Consider the following 21,281-nt stretch of genomic DNA (forward strand, 5'->3'; position numbering starts at 1 on the left):
AGCTTAGAGCTTTTCTTAGTGCCATTCTTTTCAGAATTCATGAAAATGTGATTTTTGATTTGTTCAAAACTTGCAGCTTGCGATCGCAGATTATGAACTTTGACAAGCAACCAAGCAAGATATGGTGTAAGTTCTACGCCCTCTAACTTGGGCTTGTCTGATTGATAAGGCAAATTCTCAGCATCAACGAAGTCACCCACTTCTTTAAGCAGTAACTCGTATTTCCTAAGTGTGTTAAAGTGGATGCCCAAATCTTTAGCTAGATTTTGCCGCGTTAGCTGCTTACCTGTGCTTGAATCGTCATCCTCAAAAACAATTGAGAATTTCAGCGAAATCACCTCCTTGGCTAGTGTTGCCGATTATCAGCAACAGATAGCCGTGTGGCAGAAATAGTAACTGTGAAAGTTTGCGGATTTTCACCGCGCTTTTCTTCACCTCTAGCAATGTCCTTTCTGGCACAGTTGGCTACACGCTTAAACTTTCACAGTACCGAGGGGGCGTATTTGTTGCTATTGCTAGAAAAGCTGTTATTTAATTGATGTAAGCGCTTGTGAAATCTAAGTCACATCTGGTTCACTCGTTCACATCAGCCTCACATATTATGCTATACCAGTTGTTAATATATTGTCAACATGTATAGCAAAAAAATCTAATAGATTCTATGAAAAGGCTTTTACCATAGATATGATGTACCGATGAGATACAAAAATGCCAAGACTCAGCATTAGTTCATTTGAACTGGGCGACCATGACCGAGACTGGTTTATAGTGATGTCGCGTTTGGGCGGTCGCTCAATACGCGCTAATTTGTCCAGCGTAGTTGGTTACTACGTTAGACGACGCAAGCAAGAATATCAAGAAATTTTGGAGTATACAGCGCGTAAATACGGTTTAACTGTCGATGAGTGTTTTCAAAGACTCTTAAAAGATGAGGATTTAGGAACGCCCATAGATGGGTTTTCTGAACCAACTCCAGAAAATCAAGATGAGGGCTAAATGATTGATTTAAAACAACTAGGTAGAGAAAAACTGCTAGACACGCCAGCAGTTCATCTGTTGCTTAACAAAGTTGCAAAAATTCTCTGCTAACGCGCTGGACTAATCATCACATCTTAGGCGGACACGATGATTACATCGTCTGAAAAGTGATTGAGGAATAGCAGATAGAATTAGACTTGAAAAAGAGCTAACACCATACTATCAGCCAATTCTTAATACAACTTACTGGAGTAGATAATTATTTCAGGCGCTCACTAAACATCGAGCGACTGTGATACAATTCGCAATTCCTAACACGGCTTCGCCAGAGTTAGGACAAAACCCCTTCCAAAATCACCTGAAGGGGTTTTGTCGTTAAAGAAATCTTTCTTTAACCATAGCCAGTGAAGGTATTGCACCGCCTTTTTTAGTCCATAAAAGACATATAAGAGAGATGTAATCATAGAACCTAGATATAAACTTCTGACGGTCGCATAGATTTTGTAGATGCGTCGTCAAAGAAATCTTTCTTTAGCGATTTTTAGTTTTACGATTACCAACCTCACTTTTTGCAATCATTGCGAGCGCTTTGGGTACGCTTGTAGCACGACCAGCAATAATCATGTCAGCGACTTCGTGAGCCTCTTCTGGTGATAATTCAATAATCTGCAAGCAGGTGTGAGCTTTTTTATCGTCCATATTAAACACTCGTCTAATCTTGCTGGCGAGCGTCTTATCTGTTGCATTATCGATAAAATCTATAATTTTTGCTTGCTTTCTAGCTGTTTTGCCTGAGATATTGTAAATCTTTGCAGCTTGTTCCCAAGCTTGCCCCATGAGTCTTTCGCTTATTTCCTCGGCGGTCTCACGATTTTGAAACAGTGTATTTAGCTGACGTTGACGCGCTTCCTCAGAGCACTGCTTATGACGCGCTATGATTTCACGCGCTTTTGCTTCTGGGGCTTTCCCTACATCTTCAAAGCCAATAGCTGCGAGCGCGGCTTTTGTGGCTACGCTTTGTTCTTCCAAAAGTGACAGCAACGCTTTTAGTTCGCGGGGGCGGCTTGCTTGATGAGCACGATAGCTGACAATATTCTTTCTAAGGTCTGCAATTGTAATTTTTTCCATTATTCAAATAAAGTCAGTTGCTGGGATATAATAGTATTAGATGTTGAAGATATGTACTTAGGCAGTTGTGACCAGTCAATGGGATTGAGTAGCCAAATACCACCAACCTTGTCATCAACAGGACGAGACGGCACAAATACAAGTTTTTTTCTTGCACGAGTTAAAGCAATGTACAGCAAATTTTGCTCCTCTTGTTCTTGATACTCATCATCGCGCTCAACTGGTAAATTGTCAGAATTCAATAGATAAATAACATCCGCTTCACCTCCTTTCATCCTGTGAATACTAGACAATAAAACACAATCAGCGTTTTCATCTACACAAAATATTTCACGAATACGAGCGCAAAAATCAGCGATTGCCCAGCATTTAATGCCAAAAGCTTCATAGCAATAATTGAGCGCTCGCGCCATGTCTTCTATCAAATCAATCTCGTAATCGCTCTCTAAATCTGCAATCTGCGCTGATACCCAATTATGCAAACGCTGCATAACTTGATTTAAGTGCCTTTAGAACGCGCTCATCGTGCAAATTAGGATATCTTGCATCCAGTCTGTTACTGTTGTCTGCGTACTCTATGAGCAAGCGCTGAATGAGCTTGTCAGCAATGCGATGGTATTTGTAGTCATCAACCTCTATGGCTGATTCATAGCCGCGTAGCGCTCGCATTAACAGAGCATAACCGTAACTGTGGGCAGTCCCTACTTTAACCCTACTAGGTAACTCAGCTTCTAGCTTGTCTGCTACAGACTTGTTAAAGGCAAAAATCCTAATTTTAGTCTGTGCTGACAAATGGGCAACAATACCCTTAAGAGTCGTTGATTTTCCTGAGCCTGCGACCGCCTCAATGAGAATGTGCAAGTTATGCACTGCTAGCTCTCTAAATATGTCTTTTTGCTCACGCGACCATGCAAAATTACGAAAGTCTGGAATCATTGTTTTTAACGTTAAAGAAAGATTTTCCTAGCGATTACGATAACAGAGACTCAATTTCGTTTGCTGAGTCAGTGCCTTTTTTAGCTCTAAATTCTTCGCCATTTGCTTCGTCATACGGCGCACCGCAATGAGGGTCTTTACGTTCTTTGATTGTGCAAATCATGTCAAAATTGACTATAGTATTGCCCAGTTTTTGTAAATTCATAAGTCTCCGTGTTTTGTTCCTCTAGTGTGTCAAATCTGAGTTTTCAATGATAAAAAAGCCATTGTATTTTCGCTAAGGAAAGATTTCTTTAACGTCTGGTTAATGTCCTGTTTGCTGTTGCGCGGCTTGTTGTGTCTCAGTTATCCAATCCAAGACCCCTTGTCCCCACTTTTGCCCAGCACCCTCATATAATGCTACTTTGCCATTAAACGCGCTCGCTGCCTTTTCTCTATCCGCGTATACACAACTACTGAAACCATAGTCAACTGCAATGTCTTGTATCAAAAGGCGTAATTTGCTGGGGTCTAAATCTCCTGGTTCATTTCCACCATAGTGATAGCACTGTTTCATTATCCAGTCAGCATTATGCCCTGTAATGACGGAAATACGCTTTACAAATGCATTGTGTTGAGGATACAAAGAGGAGGTAAAAGGTACAACATTATCAGTTTTTGAAGACTGTGGTTCTGCTTTGCGCTCTGACAGTATTTTCATGTAGTCAATTACGGCGTCATACTTATCAGTGCTGATGTCCTCAGCTTTGTCAAAGCCATACTGTTTATACGCTAATTTAATCGCCTCTGTGGACAATCCTAAGTCGCCTTTGCCCATACCCCAGAGTCGTCTAACTTGCCCCTCACTGATTTTGTGTTTGTGATTAACTCCTGCCATAGCGTGAAGAATGCTAGGTTGGTTTTTATCACTCTGTTTCTGAGGTTTAGGAGCGTCCGCATATCCTAACGCTGACTGCATTGCCTCTCTGAATTGATTATGCATCTTGTTAAGTTTGCCACGTGTTTCGTCATCCAAACGTTCTTTGTGCTTCAATAGCAATTTGTAACAGAACAATTGATTGCTGATGTAGCGACCACAGCAATGAGCTTCTGCCCCGTTTTTAATAGCCTCGGCGTGTAATCTGTCAACGGCATTACCTCGACTCATGTCTTTTTGAGTTTTAGCGTTGATTTGTGTGATAGGTACAGCCGCAAGCGCTTGTTTTTTGATACCCAAAATTTCAAGTGTCACTACACAAGTGACAAGATTTGCTGTATGGTCATATTCGGGCAAGGTAAATTCAAAGTGATAGTCAGGACAAACCTCGTCCAGCCTGTCTCTAATCACTTCCCAAGGCAAGTAAATATATAAATCGCTAGTACCTGGCAGTTCTCTAATAGAGTGAGACTCGACAGGGAAAGGTTTCCTTAGCTCACTGTGTACTGCTCGTAACTCTTCGCGCACTTCTTTGCTTATCATGACTGATTGTGATTGTTGATGTTGTAATCATATCTTATATCCTTTTACTATGTCATTTTTGACATAGTAAAGTGTTGCCAAGCAACGAGCGCTGGTATATGATAGAGTTGTCATAGATTATGATAAAATTACCTGTATGCATCAAATTACTGCAAGGCTAACATTATCTGAATACGAATCTTTTGAAAACTGGCGGCAAATGCAAAATTTGCCGGAATCGCAAGCTTTATGTGACCTAGTAAAAAGATTCTTTGATGGTGGCTATCAAAGAGCACCTCGTTATCGTCTAGAGAAAACACATAAAGAGCTAGAAGAAATGTTAAGAGGAGGTATATAAAACGATGGCGCATGACACAAATGACTCAGAGCGAATGCTCAAGAAAATTCGTGTTGCTGGATACTGTAACGATGAACTACGTCAACAGCTAGATGACTGGTGCAAAGAAAACAACAAGAACCGCAATGAAGGCTTACGTTACATTATCAGAACAATGTTGAATATAAACGATGGCTCAGATGAGTCAGAATTACAAATAGCTATAAGTATGCTAGAGGCACAAGTAACACGACTCAAAAGCCTTGCCGCCTAATAACTGTAGCAGTCCAACAACAGGGCGCGGCTAATAACCGCGTCTTTGTTGTGCCTATGTCTATTTTTTATCACGTCAAGGAAAGATTTCTTTAACGGATTTCAGAAACTTGTTAAAATGCGTCAATTATGACACAATAAAAGTGACAAGTTAAGCCCCTCAAGTGCGCTAACACCGAGGGGAACCATCAAATATCAAATATAAATACTAAGACTATATTAACATGGGAAAAATCAAAAAAGGCAAACCACAAAAAAAATTCACGCTTATCTCTAACGACCTGATTAGAGATACACAAGTTACTGACTCAGCATACAGATTGATTTGTTGGGTAACTTCTCACAGTGATGATTTTGAAATCAGTTTTTCGAGCATTCTTTCTATGCTTGAATGGGGCAAAGATAAGCTAAGGAATGCTGTCAAGAATGCTGAGATTAATGATTATTTAGTCAGGACAAAGACCCGTGATGCTGAAACAGGTTTGTTTGACTGGGATTACTACATTTTTGTAGACAAAGATGAAGCGATCGCTTTTAGAAAGTCAAATCCAAATTCCTATTATCCATCCTTGGGTAATCCAGTATCGGACAATCCAGAGGTGGACGCTCCATCTGATGGATTGCACCCCCCACATAAGAATACAAATGCAATAAAACAAAATGAAGAAAATCAATTAAAGAACACACAAGAGAGCGCTGCCGCGCTGACTGAACTTTCTACAGATTCTATAGAAATCTTGGAAGAAGAAAGTCATACAGAGATAGTAGCCACTAACCAGGACAAATCAAAGAATTCTCATGTTGACAACACATCTACTCATGAGGACAAGACGCCCCCAGTCCGTGACGCATTGGGACAAAGAAATGGGCGAAACCCTAATAACCCCACGATAAATCGAGGAGTTTCCAGATCAACCAAAGAGGGTTTCGCCCATTTCTCCAGTCGGAACCCCGGTGAGGTGAAAAAACAAACAGCGCTCGCAGAATATCAACGTTTTGTTGACATTTACAATGAGCGCAAACCTGCAACTTGGGCGTGTTGCGATAAGCTCAACAACAAACGTATCAAAGGTTTTAAGAAACTCTTTGACGAATGGAAAGAAATTGAACACGTTGAACAAGTCTGGTTAGACGCTATCGCGTTCGTCAATGCTGATAAATGGTGGCGTGAGACTTGCTCAAGTCGTAGCATTGATACTTTACTCTGGGAGGGCAAAGCAACCACGCTTAGAGACAAATATCAGACTATCAAGCCTCAAACTCCGTCTCAATTACAAACATCATCTAATCCGCCTCTAGAATCGCTTTTAAGACGGGTTGACACTGAACTAGGGCGATTACTCTTTGAGACAGATTTGACCCCAGCGCAAATTGAAAGTATCAGCAAGTATGTAGACGCAACTGAGAAGTTTAACAGCAAAAGTGAGTTACAAATGAACTATGTCAAAAAAATGCTCGGTTTATGAACCCAGAAACAATTAGAGAAGCAGCGATACAAATAGCTATTACAACCTGGTTCAATGCCAGCAAGTTTGACTACTATCCCCCTCCACCTTGCTTCACTTCTCCTGTCGGAGAGGCTGCGCCAACGTGACGCTGCGTGAACGCGCCTATGTGGAGTCCCCCGTGAAAACAGATGGACACTTTGATGAGGGCTAAGAATCGTCCTTTCTAGCCGTCAAGAAAAGATTTCTCTAACGACCCTTGACATTTAAATGCCAAATAAGACATATTAAAACAAGCGCAAAGGGTGAGCGCTCTCTTGCAAAGCTCACAATCGTGCCGGAATCCTCTCATTTGGCGAGATAACCAATACTGGAAAGTTCAAATGACTAGAAGTTATCCCTGGTCATGGGTTGGACACCATCGTTCAGTCATCTATGGTACACAGTAGGAGATTTATTTGTCACCTTTGAGTTTTCAGTATAAACCATATCAATGGGGCTATCCACCAAACAGCGGACAAAACTAGACATCTAGTTCTTCCGCTGGAAAGATAGCCAGCCTAAGCAAAAAGCTACGTTTTGAGGGTCATGACACCTACAGGTACTTTCCAGCCTGTAGCTCTGTCGCCAAAGATTAAACAGATGTATTTGGTTAAGTCAGTGTCTTTGGCACAACAAGCCCTCAAAACATTGGCGAGGAAAACATTACCCCGAAAGGGAGGACAAAATGTCTAATTTTGTATTCGTTCTAAATACCAACAAAAAACCACTTGAGCCGGTACCACCGGGACAAGCTCGGCGATTACTAAAACAGGGAAAAGCCGCTATTTATCGGCGCTACCCGTTTACAATCATCGCAAAATACACAGTTTCTAACCCTAAGACAAAAGCCCATCAATTAAAAATTGACCCAGGCTCTAAGACTACCGGATTAGCAATTGTGCAGGACGACAAAGTTATTTGGGGTGCTGAGTTAACCCACAGAGGGCAACAAATCAAGAATGATTTAGAATCACGCCGTGCTATTCGTCGGAGTCGGCGCAATCGTAAAACCAGGTATCGCAAGCCACGATTTTTAAACCGCACTCGCCAACTGGGATGGTTGCCGCCTAGCCTACAATCTAGAGTAGAGAATGTATTGACTTGGGTCAACCGCATCCGCCGATATGTTCCTATTACTGGCATATCTCAAGAGTTGGTAAAGTTCGATACCCAAGCAATGCCAAACCCTGAAATATCTGGGAAGGAGTACCAACAAGGAGAGCTTGCAGGATATGAAGTCCGACAATATTTGCTTGAAAAATGGGGTAGAAAGTGCGCTTATTGCAACACTCAAAATCTGCCTCTTGAAATTGAACATATTCAAGCAAAGTCAAAAGGTGGGAGCAATCGCGTTTCCAATCTCACCTTAGCTTGCCGTCCATGCAACCAAGCCAAGGGAAATAGGGACATCAAGGACTTCTTAGTTCAAAAACCAGATGTGTTAAACCAAGTCCTAAAGCAAGCCAAGCAGCCATTAAAAGATGTAGCCGCAGTCAATTCCACGCGATGGGCTTTGTTTAACAGACTCAAAGAAACGGGGTTGCCTATTGAAACCGGGACGGGTGGCAGAACAAAATACAACCGCGTTCGATTGGGACTACCTAAAACCCACTGGTTGGATTCCGCTTGCGTGGGAAGTGTGGAAAGCCTACAAGTTCTAATACAGCGACCTTTGTTGATTACTGCTAGGGGGTGGGGGAACCGTCAGATGTGTACGCCTAATAAACATGGTTTCCCCACCAAGCATAGAACGAGGTGCAAAACATTCTTTGGGTTTCAAACCGGCGATATAGTACAAGCTACTTTACCCACAGGCAAGTTTACAGGCGTTCATGTTGGCAGGCTTACCGTTCGAGAAAGTGGAGTTTTTGAAATGAGGACACCCATCGGCAAGATTAGCCCAGTGCGTCACAAATATTGCAAATTAATTCACCGCAACGATGGATATATGTATGCGTTTTGCACAAATGTCCAGTAAATCAGCGATTAGGAGCGGTGCGATCGCTCCAAAGCTGATTGGGACAAGTTTTGGTTTCACACAGATAACGAACGTCAGCGTATATCTGCGGCTACTGTCTGTGTCAAGGTTGGTTCATTGTTCAAGATGTTAGTTTTACCATTTTAGGTGTAGGAGAATTATGACCAGTAAGAAGTGGGCTATCAAACGTATTACTGTTAATCTAGCTGCTGTTGAGGCTGAAAAGCTAGAAAGATATTGCATCCGTACAGGGCGACCAGCTACGGACGTAATTCGAGAGTTAATCCGGAATTTAGAGGAAGATTAGCAAGATAGTCGCTAAAGAAAAGTTTCTTTAGCGACTATGATAAGTAAATTGTGATACAATGGACATATATAGGAAAATAACAACATTTTTGCGTTTCCTAGCGAAAAATCATGATACTTAGTTTTTCTCTTACGATTGCGCTCGCCCGTCAGTATGGTGTTTCTGACCCGCTTAGAACGGGTGTTAAGACTGTATCGCGTCGTGATTGGACAGACAAACAAGCCCAGCGCTGGATAAACGCTTATAGACGGGGCGACATTGTACACAATGCATGGTCAGCATTGCCCTTTGTGCAGGGCGCTTATCATTTAGGAGATTTTACCCTCAGCATTGAGCCATACCCAGAACGATTAGCAGATATGCCAGAGACAGACTTGCAGCGTGAGGGTGGATTCTGGCGCACCAAACAAGATTTCATCGACCGTATTGGCAAAGGCAATCCTGATAAAATTGTTTGGGTTATTCGCTGGTCATCATTCATACTTGCGTAGTGGTTGACAATAGTCTATCACTATGTCAAACTAGACATGGAAAGAGAGGTAAATATGGCACGAAAGTACATTAGATGGAGTGCGGAAAAAGTTGCTAGCTATGCGATGCAAGACGGATACACTATTAATCCATTGTACGCGTTTGTTAGCGTTCATGAGTTAATTCCAATGACTTGTCCTTATGGGCATAATATTGAGATGAGATGGAAAAATTTCATTAACGGCAGGCGCTGTGGGGTTTGTTGGGGTCGTTATGCTTGGAATACGCAGAGAGTCAGAGATTACTTAGCCTTAGAAGGCTATACACTAAAGCCAGGGTATGAGTACAAAGCTAATCGTTTTAAAATGCCAGTGACGTGTCCTGTAGAACATGAAATTGAGATTACCCTTAATAATTTTCAGCATGGCAAGCGTTGCGGCGTTTGTTATTATGGCGATTTTTTTGCTGAAGGTGTATCAATCAGCGAAAGCTATGCATTAAAACGCATTCTTGACAGAATCTCGGTAACGCTTCAAGTACAAGGTGGAAAGCTTAATTACAAGCAAGCTGCATCTATTATGTATGATGTTTTGCCAAAAGAAACGCTTGCCATTTACTCAAAGACTTATAAAGGCGGACACATTGACCACATTGTACCCGTGTCATGGTTTGACTTGATGAAAATTGATGAAGTTGTGTTGTGCTTTTCTCCACATAATCTAAGGGTCATCCCAGCGCTTGAAAATCTCAAGAAAAAAGACAAGTTAGACTTCTTGAGCCTTAATCAAAATCTAGCCCATATTCTTTTAGGCGCTTCTAGGAAGCCTCGGATTTATTGCTTGGGAGGTGTGTCATGAATCCAGAGCTTGAATTAGAAGTGTTAGAAATGCTACGGTCTTTTAACGAGTACTTTTCATATCTGCATGGCAAGTCGGATGCTGTTGCTCTTGCTATGCCCACTGCGGCGGTCGCGGTTTGGTTGGAAGCTTACAGCGACCTGAACGCAGAGGAGCGAGAAAAGGCAAAAGCCGAAGTGTACAGGCAATGCAATTTCCATCCTACACCACAGCAGTTTAAACAGCTAGTCAAAGGTACAGATGAGGCAGAAGCGCTCACAGAATGGATATACATCTTAGATGCTCTTAGAATGAGCGCTGACGATGCAAGAGCGCGAGTAGAAGTGCTAACACCTTATGCCCGTCAAGCATTACGTGCTGTAGGCGGTTTATCTGGTCTAGGATTGTGTCCAGAAGCATCGTTACATAAATCAATCAAAGAAGACTTTTGTAGGGCGCACGCGCTGATTAAACAAAACATGATATCACACAAGTTAGAGCGCATTAACAATAGTGTTCAATATGTCACAAAACCAGAATCATCTATTGATATAGAACAAGAATTGTCAGCACTGACATCTAATTTATCTATGTCAAAAATCGTCAAAAATCGCTAAGGAAACTTTTCTCTAACGTCCATAATCCCAAGGATTGAGTTATAATGACAGTCTGTTACCACACTGATATCAATCATCTTGTCAAGCTGCTGCGTAGCAAAGGGAAAGACATAACCGCTTCACTTATGTATGAAAGTTGCTTTTACAAATTGATAGTCAAAGGTAAAGATTGCGGTCTTTGGGAGTCAATAGGATTGTTGTCAGTCTTATCTCAGTATTCGCAAAAAATCTATGCTGATTACTGATTTACAATTCGCAGAATCCCGTCACACTTGAGATGAGAAAAAGCTATCTAAAACTTAACAATTCTTGAATCTCTAGCGCTGTATGAATTTACAGCGTTTTTGTTACTTATAGAAATGTTTCTTTAACGAAAACGTTGCGTTTTCGTGTCAGTTGTGTCATATTAATATTGAAAGAAATACATAAATAAAATTAGAGGTGAAAAAATGGGTCAAGAGTTACAATTAATAGAAGCAGCCAAAGAAAAATTAGCGGATGAGCGTAAAACAGTTAGCGCTAAGAAACAGACAAAAGCAACACAACGCAAGTTAGAAGAACTGGACATTAAAGCTAGTAACTTAAATGCGTTCGCGAAATTAGTTAACAATGATTGGTCAATTATTGGTTGCTACGTAGCAAAGGATATTGATTCAGAAGTAGGACGTATTGCTGATATTGATGGTGATAATTCAACTAAAGTTATTGTGCAATACTTTGATGGTTCTGAGCAAGCAGTAGACATTGCAGACTTAATGATTGATGAGAAAGCACAAAGACTTGAGCCAAGTGCAAACACTGCTATCAAGATTCTAGAAACTCATCCTGATAAAGCGCTTGCAGGCAAACATATCAAACTTTCCAAAATTATCTATCCAGGACAAGCAGAATTAGAAGGCGTGAATGGTTTGATTCCTGCTGAATTCTGGGAAATTTCAGAGGCTTCTGATACGATGTCTAATGAGACATCTATCGTAGAAAGCGATATGACAGAGATTATCGAGGCAACTACAGAGCTAGACGATGAGCTATTGGAAGTTACAGACGAAGCTCTGCGATTGAAAGATGTTGTCACTAAAACGCTTGATGGCTTTTTGTTTGAAGTAGGCGTGACAGATGACACACTTTATGTAGGGCGTTTACATCAAGAGTTACCTCCATTTTTACGCAAACAAGGTGAAGGAGAATATGAGCTATTAATGCAAACGCCTCCTGTATCACGTTTTCACGGAGCGCGGTCTATGATTGTCCGTGAATTCCATAGACGTACAGAAAAGTTAAAAGCGGGCGACAAAATTAATTTCGATCCTTGGTTTCTTGCTTTTGATGATGTCAACAAAGAAGTGTATCATCCTGACAACATAGAGGAAGATACAAGTGACATTGAAGAAGATTTAAATGCAGGTAAGCCTATTCGCCAACGTTTAGGAATAGCCGACGACGGTAGAATTTATGCAGGTTACAGACGTGCGTTAGCAGCTTTGAGAACTAACACTGAGTCCGTGCCTATTGAGGTTCAACACTTTGCAACAGAAGCGGATTTTGTAGACGCTTTACTTGACGCAAACAAACAGCGTGAAAAATCCCCAGAACAAAAAGCCCGTGAAATCATGGCGCGTCACAAGTATTGCTCTGAGGAAGCGCGGCAGCGTCAATTGCAGCAGCTTTCACAGAATCGCGGCAAAGCAGAAGAGACAACAGGTGAATCGGGTACAGCTTGGGAAAAAGCTGCAAAAGATAGCGGGGTTTCTGGTAAAACTGCGTCCAAACAAGCGAAAATTATGCAGTTTGCTGACCATTTTCCTGATAGAGCGCTCGCTAGGAAGGTTCTTAACGTCTTCAACATGGACGACAAGAAGACCGAGACGTGTTTGGAGTTAATCAAGTTGAAGCCAGAAACCGCTCATAAGGTTGCTGACTTGATTCTTTCAGGAGAAGCTAAAAGCGTACCTAAAGCGCTTGCAAAAGTTGGAATTAACACAACCCCTGCACAGCCAAAACCCAAGGGCGTACATTTGCCTGCACCTGGTACTGTCCCAGCAAACGTAGAACAGACAGAGCAGGCTGCACAAGCGGAAGCGACAGAACACCCGCGTTTACCAGAATGGTTAATGAGGCTTATTTACAACACTCTGGGTGAGATTGACATTGATTTGAATGCAGACTCATTGCTATCTGTTAACGCAGCACATCATATGACTGCCGTGTCTCCTGAGCTTGATGCACTGCGTTCTGAGTGGCAGTTACCCAACAAGACAGGTGCTGTCAAAGTGTTCGCTAATCTCTATGGTGCTGACTTGCGTGACTGGACAGCGAGCGCTGAACCTCAATGGCTAAAAGGCAACATTGACGAAGGATTGTTGATTGTTCATCATCTTGATAACAAGTCTAGAGCTATCCTAAAACGCATTGCAGCCGCAAGCGCTGTAATTTTACGCCCTGTTGACTTAACACTTCACAACAAACCCTATCGACAAGTAGACATGACAGTTTATTATCTGGGTACTAACTGGCGCAAGTTCTTTGACGTTTTTGATGTTCATGCTGATGTCAGAGTTGCCAGATGGGCATTTGATAACTCTTACGCCCCCAAAGTTAATCTTAGTTCCATTGGAGGTACAACCTGGTTGGGTAATGGCAACGGCGTGACTGCTAGCTATGGAGATTATCGATTAAGCGTTATCAAGTCCGTAGATGGCACGTACTTTGCAGAGATTAACGGCGAGCGCGTTGCTGAGAATTTGCCCGATGAAAGCACAGCTAGAACTCTAGCTGTAACCACCGCTGATGAACGTTTACAAGCTGTTGTAGCCTAATGTTTATAGATACTCGCTAGGGAAATCTTTCTCTAGCGTTCCTTCTTTCTTTAAGGCTGATTGCTATGTCAAAAATCAAACTTGAAACAAAACATTTTTATGGCTGGTGTACTGTAATTATCCGCCATTTTCGTTTAATAGTTGGCAAGTACAATAATGAGTGTATTTGTCAAGACTGTCTTAACAGCTTGCGTCTTCAAGGTATACAAACTGCAACACAAGTGTCTATAGGAGAAGTTTTAGCCCCTAAAAAGGCTAAACGCAAGCGCAAAGCTAATAAACATAATTATCCAACTAAAAATCAGCAGTATCTTTTTAAAAAGAGAGTTTTAAATTATTTGTCAACTGGTTTTTATACTCAATTAGAAATTTATGAGAATGTCAAACATAGCAAAAAATTTGAGCAAGTCAAACGCGCTTTATGGGAAATGCGGCGAGACGGTGAAATTGTAGCCGCTCGCGTAGGTTCAAATAGTTCAATGGTGTATACAACTGTTGAGCGTGAAGAACTGCTTAAAATTCATTTAGGAGGCAATTTCAAGGACAAGATATCAGACTATTTAGAGGTACATGGAGAGTTAAAGATAAACGAACTTGCAGATTTGATGAAGCGATCGCGCTCAACAATTTGTCACTGGATTGATGAACTAGAAAAAGAGGGAGTGATACAGACACAAGTTAGACACATTAAAGGCGAACATGGACATAGTAAATTTTGTTGGTTAAAGAGCAACGGTAATCACAGAGATTTATGAATAAATTAAAAAATCTAGAAATAGTGTGGCTTAGTCCTGATACTTTGACACCTTGTCCAGTCAATCCTAAATTGCATCCTGAGTCTCAGATAGATAAGCTCAAACAAGTGATAGAGCATTTTGGGTTTGACCAGCCCGTTGTTATTGATGAGAATAATGAAATTATCAAAGGTCATGCTAGGAGAGAAGCCGCTATCAGGGCGGGTCTAGAGCTTATCCCAGTAATTAGACGCATTGGATTATCCAAGGAAGACAAGACAGCGCTCAGGCTTTCTGATAATCGTCTTGCTGAGTCAGACTGGGACTCTGAATTTTTAAGAATGGAGTTACAAAGTCTGTTAGATGCTGATTTTGATTTGCCTCTTACAGGCTTTGACACTGACGAAATTGACAGCTTGCTTAAAGAAGTAGAATCACCTGACGACTTTAACGAGGTTGACGAGAACAAGATGAGGCAGGAATTAGATATTACCTGTCCCAAGTGTGGCTTTAGAATTTCCACAAAAAAATCTACATCATAGAAACAAAATGATGGACTTATGAATAAACCTGAGTTTGCAATCCCAAGCATGAAAGAGATTGCAGAGATAGAGAAGAACGGCTTAACCGCAGCATCGTTATTCAGTGGTTGCGGGGGTAGCTCGTTAGGTTTTAAGATGGCTGGAATTAACGTTAAGTATGCCGTTGAGTTTGTACCCGAAGCGATCGCAGCATATAAAGCGAATCATCCAGGAACCTATTTAGATACGCGAGATGTCAGAGAAGTGCAAGCCCAGGACATCTTGAACCAGATAGGAGAGATTGACATCCTGGAGGGTTCTCCGCCTTGCGTTTCGTTCAGCACGGCTGGCGCTCGCTCAAAGGGCTGGGGCAAAACCAAAAAGTATTCAGGAGATGTTAGTCAACGCTCAGATGATTTGTTTTTTGAGTATGCAAGAATCCTCAAAGGATTGCAGCCCAAAGCATTTATAGCTGAGAACGTCTCTGGATTAGTCAAAGGCGCTGCTAAAGGCTATTTTCTAGACATTATAGAAGCGCTTAGAAACTGCGGCTACAGGGTCAAGGCATCTGTTCTAGATGCTCAATGGTTGGGCGTTCCTCAGATGCGTCAACGCTTGTTTTATGTGGGCTTCCGTAATGACTTAGGACTAGAACCTGTGTTTCCCTCACCCTTGAAATATCATTACACTGTCAAGGACGTGCTACCTCATATCAAACTCGTCAAGTTTAGCGGCAAAGCTAATAACTACAAAGCTGCTGGCTTAAATGCATCGCCCACTATTATGGCAAACGACTACGAGCGCAAAGAAACAGCATACTTTAGCGGCGGCGGCTGGATTGAAACAATGCAAGGCGAGCGCAGGCAGTTCACAATTGATGAACTTAAAATCATCTGCACATTTCCAAGCGATTTTTACTTGCCCGGTAACCTTTCGGAACAATGGGAGAGACTAGGCAGAGCCGTACCACCGTTTCTAATGCGAGCGCTCGCAACTGTTGTCAGCAATCAACTACTAAAGGTGTCCATTCATGCATGACAAAGATATTGTTTTCCCAGCTAATCAGTGGCGATTTGATGAGCGTGTAGCTGATGCATTTGACGAAATGTTACAACGTTCTATACCTGACTATTCCAATATGAGAGCGCTTGTGTCAGCAATTGCGCTTAAATTCCTTTCAAAGGGTGGTGTATTGATAGATATAGGTGCAAGTAAGGGTGAGGCGGTCGCGCCGCTTGTAAAACTTCCTGAGTGTTCATTTCATCTCATTGATAATTCACCTTCAATGCTTGCAGCTTTGACAGAGCGTTTTGCTGATTACAAAAACGTTACAGTGCATGATTTAGACTTGCGCTCGCAGTTCCTAGATGTTAAAGCTAGTGTTGTACTCTCTGTCCTTACACTTCAATTTGTTCCTGTAGAGCATAGAATGAAGTTGCTACAACGTATTTATAATAGCTTGCACAGAAATGGGGCATTTGTGTTAGTAGAAAAGGTCATCGGAGCGACAGCTACAGTTGATGATCTCATAACAAACATTTATTATGAATTAAAGGCAGAAAACGGCTATTCAGATTATGAGATACAGCGTAAACGATTAAGCCTTGAAGGTGTGCTAGTACCTTGGACTGCGAGCGCTAATGAACAAGCATTAAAAAACGCTGGTTTTCATCAAGTAGAATGCATCTGGCGCTGGTCTAATTTTGCAGGTTGGTTAGCTATTAAGTAGTAAGTTCTTGATGTAATCGTCAAAGAAAGATTTCTTTGACGATATTTTTCTTTGTCTAGGGAATTAACAAAAAATATCGATTAGTTACAATATCCTTTGCCATGCCGTAACCACGTAGTGCGAGACGTTGAGCTATGTAACTAGCACTCATTTTCTTGTTTGTGTCAACTTCGGCATTAATTTGTTCAATAGTAGCGCCTTCACGCAATAAGTTAATAATTTGGTCAATCTTAGAACCAGGGCGAACGCTTTTAACTGTCTTGCCTGCTTGATATATTCCGTCTTCTGTCTTCACTGCTTTGGGCTTGCCATTTGCGCCAATGTGGTCGGATACTTGCTCAGGTTTGACAGTTTCAGGCTTGTCTTTTTTATCTTTTTCTTCTGTAGATTTAGAGATAAAACCGCCTAAATCATCAAACAATTCGCCTTTAACAGGCACTTGAAAACCTTTGATTTCTTCCCATTCTTTAGCATCTACAGCGCTCGCGTTCTGTGCTTTGTATACAGCCAATTGTTTTTCAGCATCTAAAGTCTTGACAGAGCGCCAACGGCGTTTTTTGCCGTTCATCAAATCAAGTTCTACAGCTTCTAATGTCAGTTCTGGTATATCATGTATCGCGTTTGCTGTCGTGTATATAGTAGTAACAGTGGTTTCTTGCGTTTCTTCTTTAGCTGCAAGCTGTACTGACCATGCTTGCTCTAATGCTGCTAGACTTGCTTGAAGAACGAACTGAGTCAGAACACTGCCGCCCCATGTTTGAGCCTTGATGACTTCCTGACGTTCCGTGATGCGCTCGTTTAACCAGTTTCCAGCAGTTTGTAAATTACCAAAGCGTATTTTCTGACCGTTGTGGTTAACGATGTAACCAGCTTTACCGAGCTTGAGTAGTTCAAAACCTGAATTTATAAATTGTTGAGCGAGTTCTGGATATTTGATGGCTTGCATTTGTTTCTCCTCTTGTTTTGTTTCTATCTCAAGTATGTCAGGCATGTCATATTGCCGCAAGGGTGAAAAACAATATTTTTTGAAAAGTTCTATATATCTATAAAAAATGGTACGCTGAAAAGTTGGAATAATTGCGACTTGTCGTCAGAGAAATCTTTCTTAGACGATACAATAACGATTATGTTATAAAGTAAAAAAGGCTGTTATGTACAGCCTCTGTAAGATTTACAACAATAATAAACTTAGTATTTTAGAAAGCGCTTACCCCGACGGTTTGCGCTTGTTTGTTACGAGAGGGAGAGACATAAGCGAGCGCAAGGGCGTTAACCATTTTGCTCTCAATCCGTGCTTTGCCACCGTTCCACATAGAGTTCATGTGAGTCTCGCCAGCGCTACGGCTGTGATGATTGATTTGTTCTGTGACACAGTTGAGCAATTCCCAAGCAGTACCCCGGCTAGTTTCGTAGTGAGCGCCGATTGACGTATGATTTGCGAACGCGGTAAAGCTGGACTGTACTAGACGATTCTGGTCATCGTATTGTACGAGATTGCCTTGTTCATTGCGATCGCCTAGTGTTTCAACAAGAATCTCACGCGCTTCACGATTATTAACTTGAGTCTGTGCGAGTTTGTCAATCAGCAAGCCCAGGTCAACAAAGTTTTGTTTGCTGCTTTCCAGGATTGCTTGTACTGCTGTTTTACTAAAACCGTTGGTGTGAGAAAGTGAGCGCTGACCAATAGAGACTTTACGTGTAATGCCATTACAGCATACTAAACGAATTGCGTTGAGCTTTACTGTTAAACCTTTGCCGTATTCATGTGAGTTAGTCAGCAACAGTCGAGCGGCTATTATGTCGTCAGTGTCCATAACTGCCCAAGACTCGTTAACTACTGCGCTCGCAAACACTAGACGACCTTCACGCAGATGTCCTAGCCGTTCCATCTCAATCCCGGCACTGTTGCAGAACTCATCGAAAGCATTAACAACATCTACATTTTGGAATGGTGTCCAAGTATCGCTAGTGACAGAGAATAGAGTACCTGTGTCAGAGCGATATACGGCTTGATTGTTAGTGTCAAAGAATTGCAGCTTGTCACCGTATCTAAGAATAGAAGTATCAACAGACCAATTTAGATTAGCAGCTTGCAGCTTGTGGTCTAGCGACCAGTTAGACTCTACAGCAGCACCTACACCTTTATAATAGTTATCATTTACAAGTCCTTTGTAACCGTTCTGGCGTAAACGTCCTTTAATTTCTGCGCTCGCTTTCTTGACAGCTTCTTTGTCAAAGTGAAAACCTTGCTCGTATTGCTGATTACTCGTATCAATGTTAAACTTTAAGTCAAAGGTGTCATAAGATGAATCAATAATCATCTAAAAGTCTCCGGGAGTGTGGAAACCGTGTGTCTTTAGACCACGGAGGAAACACGACACGGCTGTTAAAACAGCCGGCTTTATATCTGTAAATACCATTACCGCCTTGGGATTACTTAACTCGGTGTGCTGTTGTGATGCACTTTCAACGGGACAATTACCGTTTCAAGTTGTTCACCCTGTACGCATAATGGCTTTGCTCCTTAGAGCCTTCCCTTACGGGAGTAAAGTTAGCCTCGACAATGTTAACGGTCGGTAACTATACCAAAGACACTGGCTTAACCCTTTAAACCTGTTTAATCCTTGATTTCTAGAGCTTGGAACTGGCTTCGCATTCCAAGGTAGGAACTTGAACACTCCCCGTTAACGTAGTACATAAGGTACTCAGTCTGGTCAACTAATCCTAAAGATTTGAGGCTGGAAGCCCCTCGTCTTTAGGCAGGGGTGTTGACATCAGTTGTTACGCTTGTCATTTCACTTACCCTTTAGTGATTTACGCTTATTTATTATGTCATAATAGACATATAAAAGTCAAGGGTGAATAAAAGAAATTTTTAACTTAATCTGATATCGTAAAAGAAAGATTTCTCTAACGTGGTAATATGAGCAAAAAAGCGGCTCGACCAGGACGACCGTCTAAGTTAACAGAAGAAACAAAACAAAAACTGTTACAAGCGATTAAAGCGGGCGTAGGGATTGAGAACGCTTGCTATTATGCGGGGGTTAGTCATAAGACTGTACGCGAGTGGGTACGGCGTGGTGAAGGCACACATGAGCGTCCTACTAGCAATGAGTTTGCAGAGTTTGCAGAAGAGTTGAACCGAGCGGTTGTAGCGGCTGAAATAACGTTAAGCGCTCGCATCATGACGGCATCCACAAACGACTGGAGGGCAGCGGCGTGGTGGTTAGAGCGTCAGCGTCCTGAGAGATGGGCGAACACACAAAAAATCGAGGTAGCAGTAGACAACAAGCTGATTGATTTAATGATGTACGCTTATCAAAATTTACCACCTGAAGTATATCATCAAACAGTAAAAGTGTTAGCTGATAGGATGGGCGAGCGCGTCATCAATGTTTTGCCGATGTCTACAGAGATTGATGCTGATTTATTTGACCCTACACAGTTATCTGATGAGGAGCTAGAGAAAATTGCCAGCGGTGGTTAGTTAATTGTGGAACAGTTTAACAAACAAGAACTAGCACGGCGAGAGTTAGCAATTAGGGAAATTCTCAGACGTGACTTTGAGAAATTTATCAGAGGATATGATGACAAGCATCCAGGGGCGTGGGCAGTTTTGGAGCCTAACACGCCCCTGGATTGGAATTGGCATCATGCATACATAGCAGAAATTTTGACTGATGTAGCACTCGGCAACACTAGACGCTTACTCGTCAATGTCATGCCGCGCTCGCTGAAATCATTACTTGTATCTGTCTTTTTCCCATGCTGGGTATGGTTACGTCAGCCTTGGGCGTCGTTCCTATGCATGAGCTATTCGACTCCTTTGGCAAACGATCTGAGCTACAAGCGCCGACAGGTCATCGAATCAGAATGGTATCAGCGTTTGTCACGCGGTCGCTGCGTTCTTAGTGATAATCGGAACCGCATCACGGAATATAGCAACAACTCTGGTGGTATTATATATGCCCGTGGTTTGGACGGTTCTGTGACTGGCGTCGGGGGAACTTATATTATTTGTTTGCCATCACATCAGAGGATAACGACATCGCGGGGTGAAATTCCTATTGGCGACATCGTTAACAAAAAGCTTGACGTTGACGTAGCAACTTTCAACCATGAAACGGGCGAAGTCGAATGGCAACCCATACTCAGATATGAAGAAAACCCAGGTAGGGAAATTATAGAAATTGAGTTAGAGGATGGCAGTATCCTTGAATGCACAAACGACCATCCAGTTTGGGTAGAGGGCAAAGGCTATATCAAAGCAGGTGATATAGAACCTGGAGATGCTGTATTGTGCCTTTGACATCTCCCTGAATGGAATCGCAGGAGATTCTAAACTGTTAACGAATCGCACTTTTACCAACTTTCGGTGAATGGCGATCGCAGAAGGTATCCAGGGCAGACACACGGTGAAATTCGACCCAACAAGGGTTAGGGCTTCTGCCAGTATGCCAGATTTTTCTCGTTTTCCCAACAATCGGTTATAAGTTGGTATTTACAAAACATTTTTAGGGGCGTTTATTTGAATTGTCTTCATGGTTGCGGGTTATTTTCGGCAAGATCGCTACGCGCTCTGTCAAAAATAACCCGCTTTTTGTGAACCTTACAACAAAATGCCCTTTGGTGCAGTGGGATCTGACTAATGAGTCGAAACTTAAACTATTAGTTTTTTACTTTGATTACAGAATT

General features: G+C 41.9%; 25 protein-coding genes. 17 read left to right on the plus strand and 8 right to left on the minus strand.

Features of this window, described 5'->3' with window-relative positions; translation table 11 throughout:
- Positions 1-338 (minus strand): hypothetical protein (locus DP117_RS23350; protein ID WP_169220629.1); only part of this gene is annotated, 338 nt, incomplete at its 3' end.
- A gap of 370 nt (positions 339-708) precedes the next feature.
- Here DP117_RS23350 and DP117_RS23355 point away from each other — a divergent pair.
- Complete coding sequence (locus DP117_RS23355; RefSeq protein WP_169220630.1) at positions 709-996, plus strand: hypothetical protein; 288 nt, start codon at positions 709-711, stop codon at positions 994-996.
- Positions 997-1,509: 513 nt separating this feature from the next.
- Here DP117_RS23355 and DP117_RS23360 read toward each other — a convergent pair.
- From DP117_RS23360 to DP117_RS23380, 5 genes are all read right to left on the minus strand, one after another.
- Complete coding sequence (locus tag DP117_RS23360; RefSeq protein ID WP_169220631.1) at positions 1,510-2,106, minus strand: hypothetical protein; 597 nt, start codon at positions 2,104-2,106, stop codon at positions 1,510-1,512.
- Entirely contained in the window at positions 2,106-2,597 is a 492-nt protein-coding gene (locus DP117_RS23365) for an ATP-binding domain-containing protein (protein ID WP_169220632.1), read from the minus strand. The genes DP117_RS23360 and DP117_RS23365 overlap by 1 nt, the downstream gene beginning before the upstream one ends.
- A complete protein-coding gene (locus DP117_RS23370; RefSeq protein WP_169220633.1) occupies positions 2,581-3,042 on the minus strand; it encodes an AAA family ATPase in 462 nt (153 codons plus the stop codon). The genes DP117_RS23365 and DP117_RS23370 overlap by 17 nt, the downstream gene beginning before the upstream one ends.
- Positions 3,043-3,076: 34 nt before the next feature.
- Positions 3,077-3,247 (minus strand): hypothetical protein, encoded by a 171-nt coding sequence (locus tag DP117_RS23375; protein WP_169220634.1) that lies wholly within the window; start codon positions 3,245-3,247, stop codon positions 3,077-3,079.
- Positions 3,248-3,346: 99 nt separating this feature from the next.
- Positions 3,347-4,501 (minus strand): hypothetical protein, encoded by a 1,155-nt coding sequence (locus DP117_RS23380; RefSeq protein ID WP_169220635.1) that lies wholly within the window; start codon positions 4,499-4,501, stop codon positions 3,347-3,349.
- Positions 4,502-4,637: 136 nt separating this feature from the next.
- Between DP117_RS23380 and DP117_RS23385 the strand changes: the two genes are divergently transcribed.
- The 14 genes from DP117_RS23385 to DP117_RS23450 all read left to right on the plus strand — a co-directional run bounded on the left by DP117_RS23385 (position 4,638) and on the right by DP117_RS23450 (position 16,586).
- On the plus strand, positions 4,638-4,838 hold the full coding sequence (locus tag DP117_RS23385) for a hypothetical protein (protein WP_169220636.1): 201 nt from the start codon (positions 4,638-4,640) through the stop codon (positions 4,836-4,838).
- 4 nt (positions 4,839-4,842) lie between these two features.
- Entirely contained in the window at positions 4,843-5,091 is a 249-nt protein-coding gene (locus DP117_RS23390) for a hypothetical protein (protein WP_169220637.1), read from the plus strand.
- A gap of 223 nt (positions 5,092-5,314) precedes the next feature.
- A complete protein-coding gene (locus tag DP117_RS23395; RefSeq protein WP_169220638.1) occupies positions 5,315-6,556 on the plus strand; it encodes a hypothetical protein in 1,242 nt (413 codons plus the stop codon).
- A 567-nt stretch (positions 6,557-7,123) separates the two neighbouring features.
- Positions 7,124-7,270 carry a hypothetical protein gene (locus DP117_RS23400; protein ID WP_169220628.1) on the plus strand — a complete coding sequence of 49 codons (147 nt, stop codon included), beginning with the start codon at positions 7,124-7,126 and terminating at the stop codon, positions 7,268-7,270.
- Positions 7,263-8,555, plus strand: coding sequence for an RNA-guided endonuclease IscB (gene iscB, locus DP117_RS23405; protein ID WP_169220639.1), 1,293 nt, complete (start codon positions 7,263-7,265; stop codon positions 8,553-8,555). Before DP117_RS23400 ends, iscB begins: the two co-directional genes overlap by 8 nt.
- 160 nt (positions 8,556-8,715) lie before the next feature.
- Positions 8,716-8,862 carry a ribbon-helix-helix protein, CopG family gene (locus DP117_RS23410; protein WP_169220640.1) on the plus strand — a complete coding sequence of 49 codons (147 nt, stop codon included), beginning with the start codon at positions 8,716-8,718 and terminating at the stop codon, positions 8,860-8,862.
- Positions 8,863-8,972: 110 nt separating this feature from the next.
- Positions 8,973-9,353 carry a hypothetical protein gene (locus DP117_RS23415; protein WP_169220641.1) on the plus strand — a complete coding sequence of 127 codons (381 nt, stop codon included), beginning with the start codon at positions 8,973-8,975 and terminating at the stop codon, positions 9,351-9,353.
- 54 nt (positions 9,354-9,407) lie between these two features.
- Positions 9,408-10,190 (plus strand): hypothetical protein, encoded by a 783-nt coding sequence (locus DP117_RS23420; protein ID WP_169220642.1) that lies wholly within the window; start codon positions 9,408-9,410, stop codon positions 10,188-10,190.
- Positions 10,187-10,786 carry a hypothetical protein gene (locus DP117_RS23425; RefSeq protein WP_169220643.1) on the plus strand — a complete coding sequence of 200 codons (600 nt, stop codon included), beginning with the start codon at positions 10,187-10,189 and terminating at the stop codon, positions 10,784-10,786. Before DP117_RS23420 ends, DP117_RS23425 begins: the two co-directional genes overlap by 4 nt.
- Positions 10,787-11,235: 449 nt before the next feature.
- Complete coding sequence (locus tag DP117_RS23430) at positions 11,236-13,602, plus strand: hypothetical protein (RefSeq protein WP_169220644.1); 2,367 nt, start codon at positions 11,236-11,238, stop codon at positions 13,600-13,602.
- Between the two features lie 65 nt (positions 13,603-13,667).
- Positions 13,668-14,357 carry a MarR family transcriptional regulator gene (locus tag DP117_RS23435; protein ID WP_169220645.1) on the plus strand — a complete coding sequence of 230 codons (690 nt, stop codon included), beginning with the start codon at positions 13,668-13,670 and terminating at the stop codon, positions 14,355-14,357.
- Positions 14,354-14,878 carry a ParB/Srx family N-terminal domain-containing protein gene (locus DP117_RS23440; RefSeq protein ID WP_169220646.1) on the plus strand — a complete coding sequence of 175 codons (525 nt, stop codon included), beginning with the start codon at positions 14,354-14,356 and terminating at the stop codon, positions 14,876-14,878. Before DP117_RS23435 ends, DP117_RS23440 begins: the two co-directional genes overlap by 4 nt.
- A gap of 48 nt (positions 14,879-14,926) precedes the next feature.
- Positions 14,927-15,895, plus strand: coding sequence for a DNA (cytosine-5-)-methyltransferase (dcm, locus tag DP117_RS23445; RefSeq protein ID WP_211176299.1), 969 nt, complete (start codon positions 14,927-14,929; stop codon positions 15,893-15,895).
- On the plus strand, positions 15,888-16,586 hold the full coding sequence (locus DP117_RS23450) for a methyltransferase (RefSeq protein ID WP_169220648.1): 699 nt from the start codon (positions 15,888-15,890) through the stop codon (positions 16,584-16,586). Before dcm ends, DP117_RS23450 begins: the two co-directional genes overlap by 8 nt.
- Positions 16,587-16,641: 55 nt before the next feature.
- Here the strand turns inward: DP117_RS23450 and DP117_RS23455 are convergent, their stop codons facing one another.
- Positions 16,642-17,577, minus strand: a complete 936-nt coding sequence (locus tag DP117_RS23455; RefSeq protein WP_169220649.1) for a hypothetical protein — start codon at positions 17,575-17,577, stop codon at positions 16,642-16,644.
- 205 nt (positions 17,578-17,782) lie between these two features.
- Positions 17,783-18,907, minus strand: coding sequence for a DUF932 domain-containing protein (locus tag DP117_RS23460; protein WP_169220650.1), 1,125 nt, complete (start codon positions 18,905-18,907; stop codon positions 17,783-17,785).
- Positions 18,908-19,509: 602 nt separating this feature from the next.
- On the opposite strand from DP117_RS23460, the gene DP117_RS23465 reads away from it, so the two are divergent.
- Entirely contained in the window at positions 19,510-20,073 is a 564-nt protein-coding gene (locus DP117_RS23465) for a hypothetical protein (protein WP_169220651.1), read from the plus strand.
- A 6-nt stretch (positions 20,074-20,079) separates the two neighbouring features.
- Complete coding sequence (locus tag DP117_RS37360) at positions 20,080-20,895, plus strand: hypothetical protein (protein WP_169220652.1); 816 nt, start codon at positions 20,080-20,082, stop codon at positions 20,893-20,895.
- Positions 20,896-21,281: the final 386 nt, after the last annotated feature.

It is taken from the genome of Brasilonema sp. UFV-L1, assembly GCF_012912105.1.
Lineage (GTDB): Bacteria > Cyanobacteriota > Cyanobacteriia > Cyanobacteriales > Nostocaceae > Brasilonema.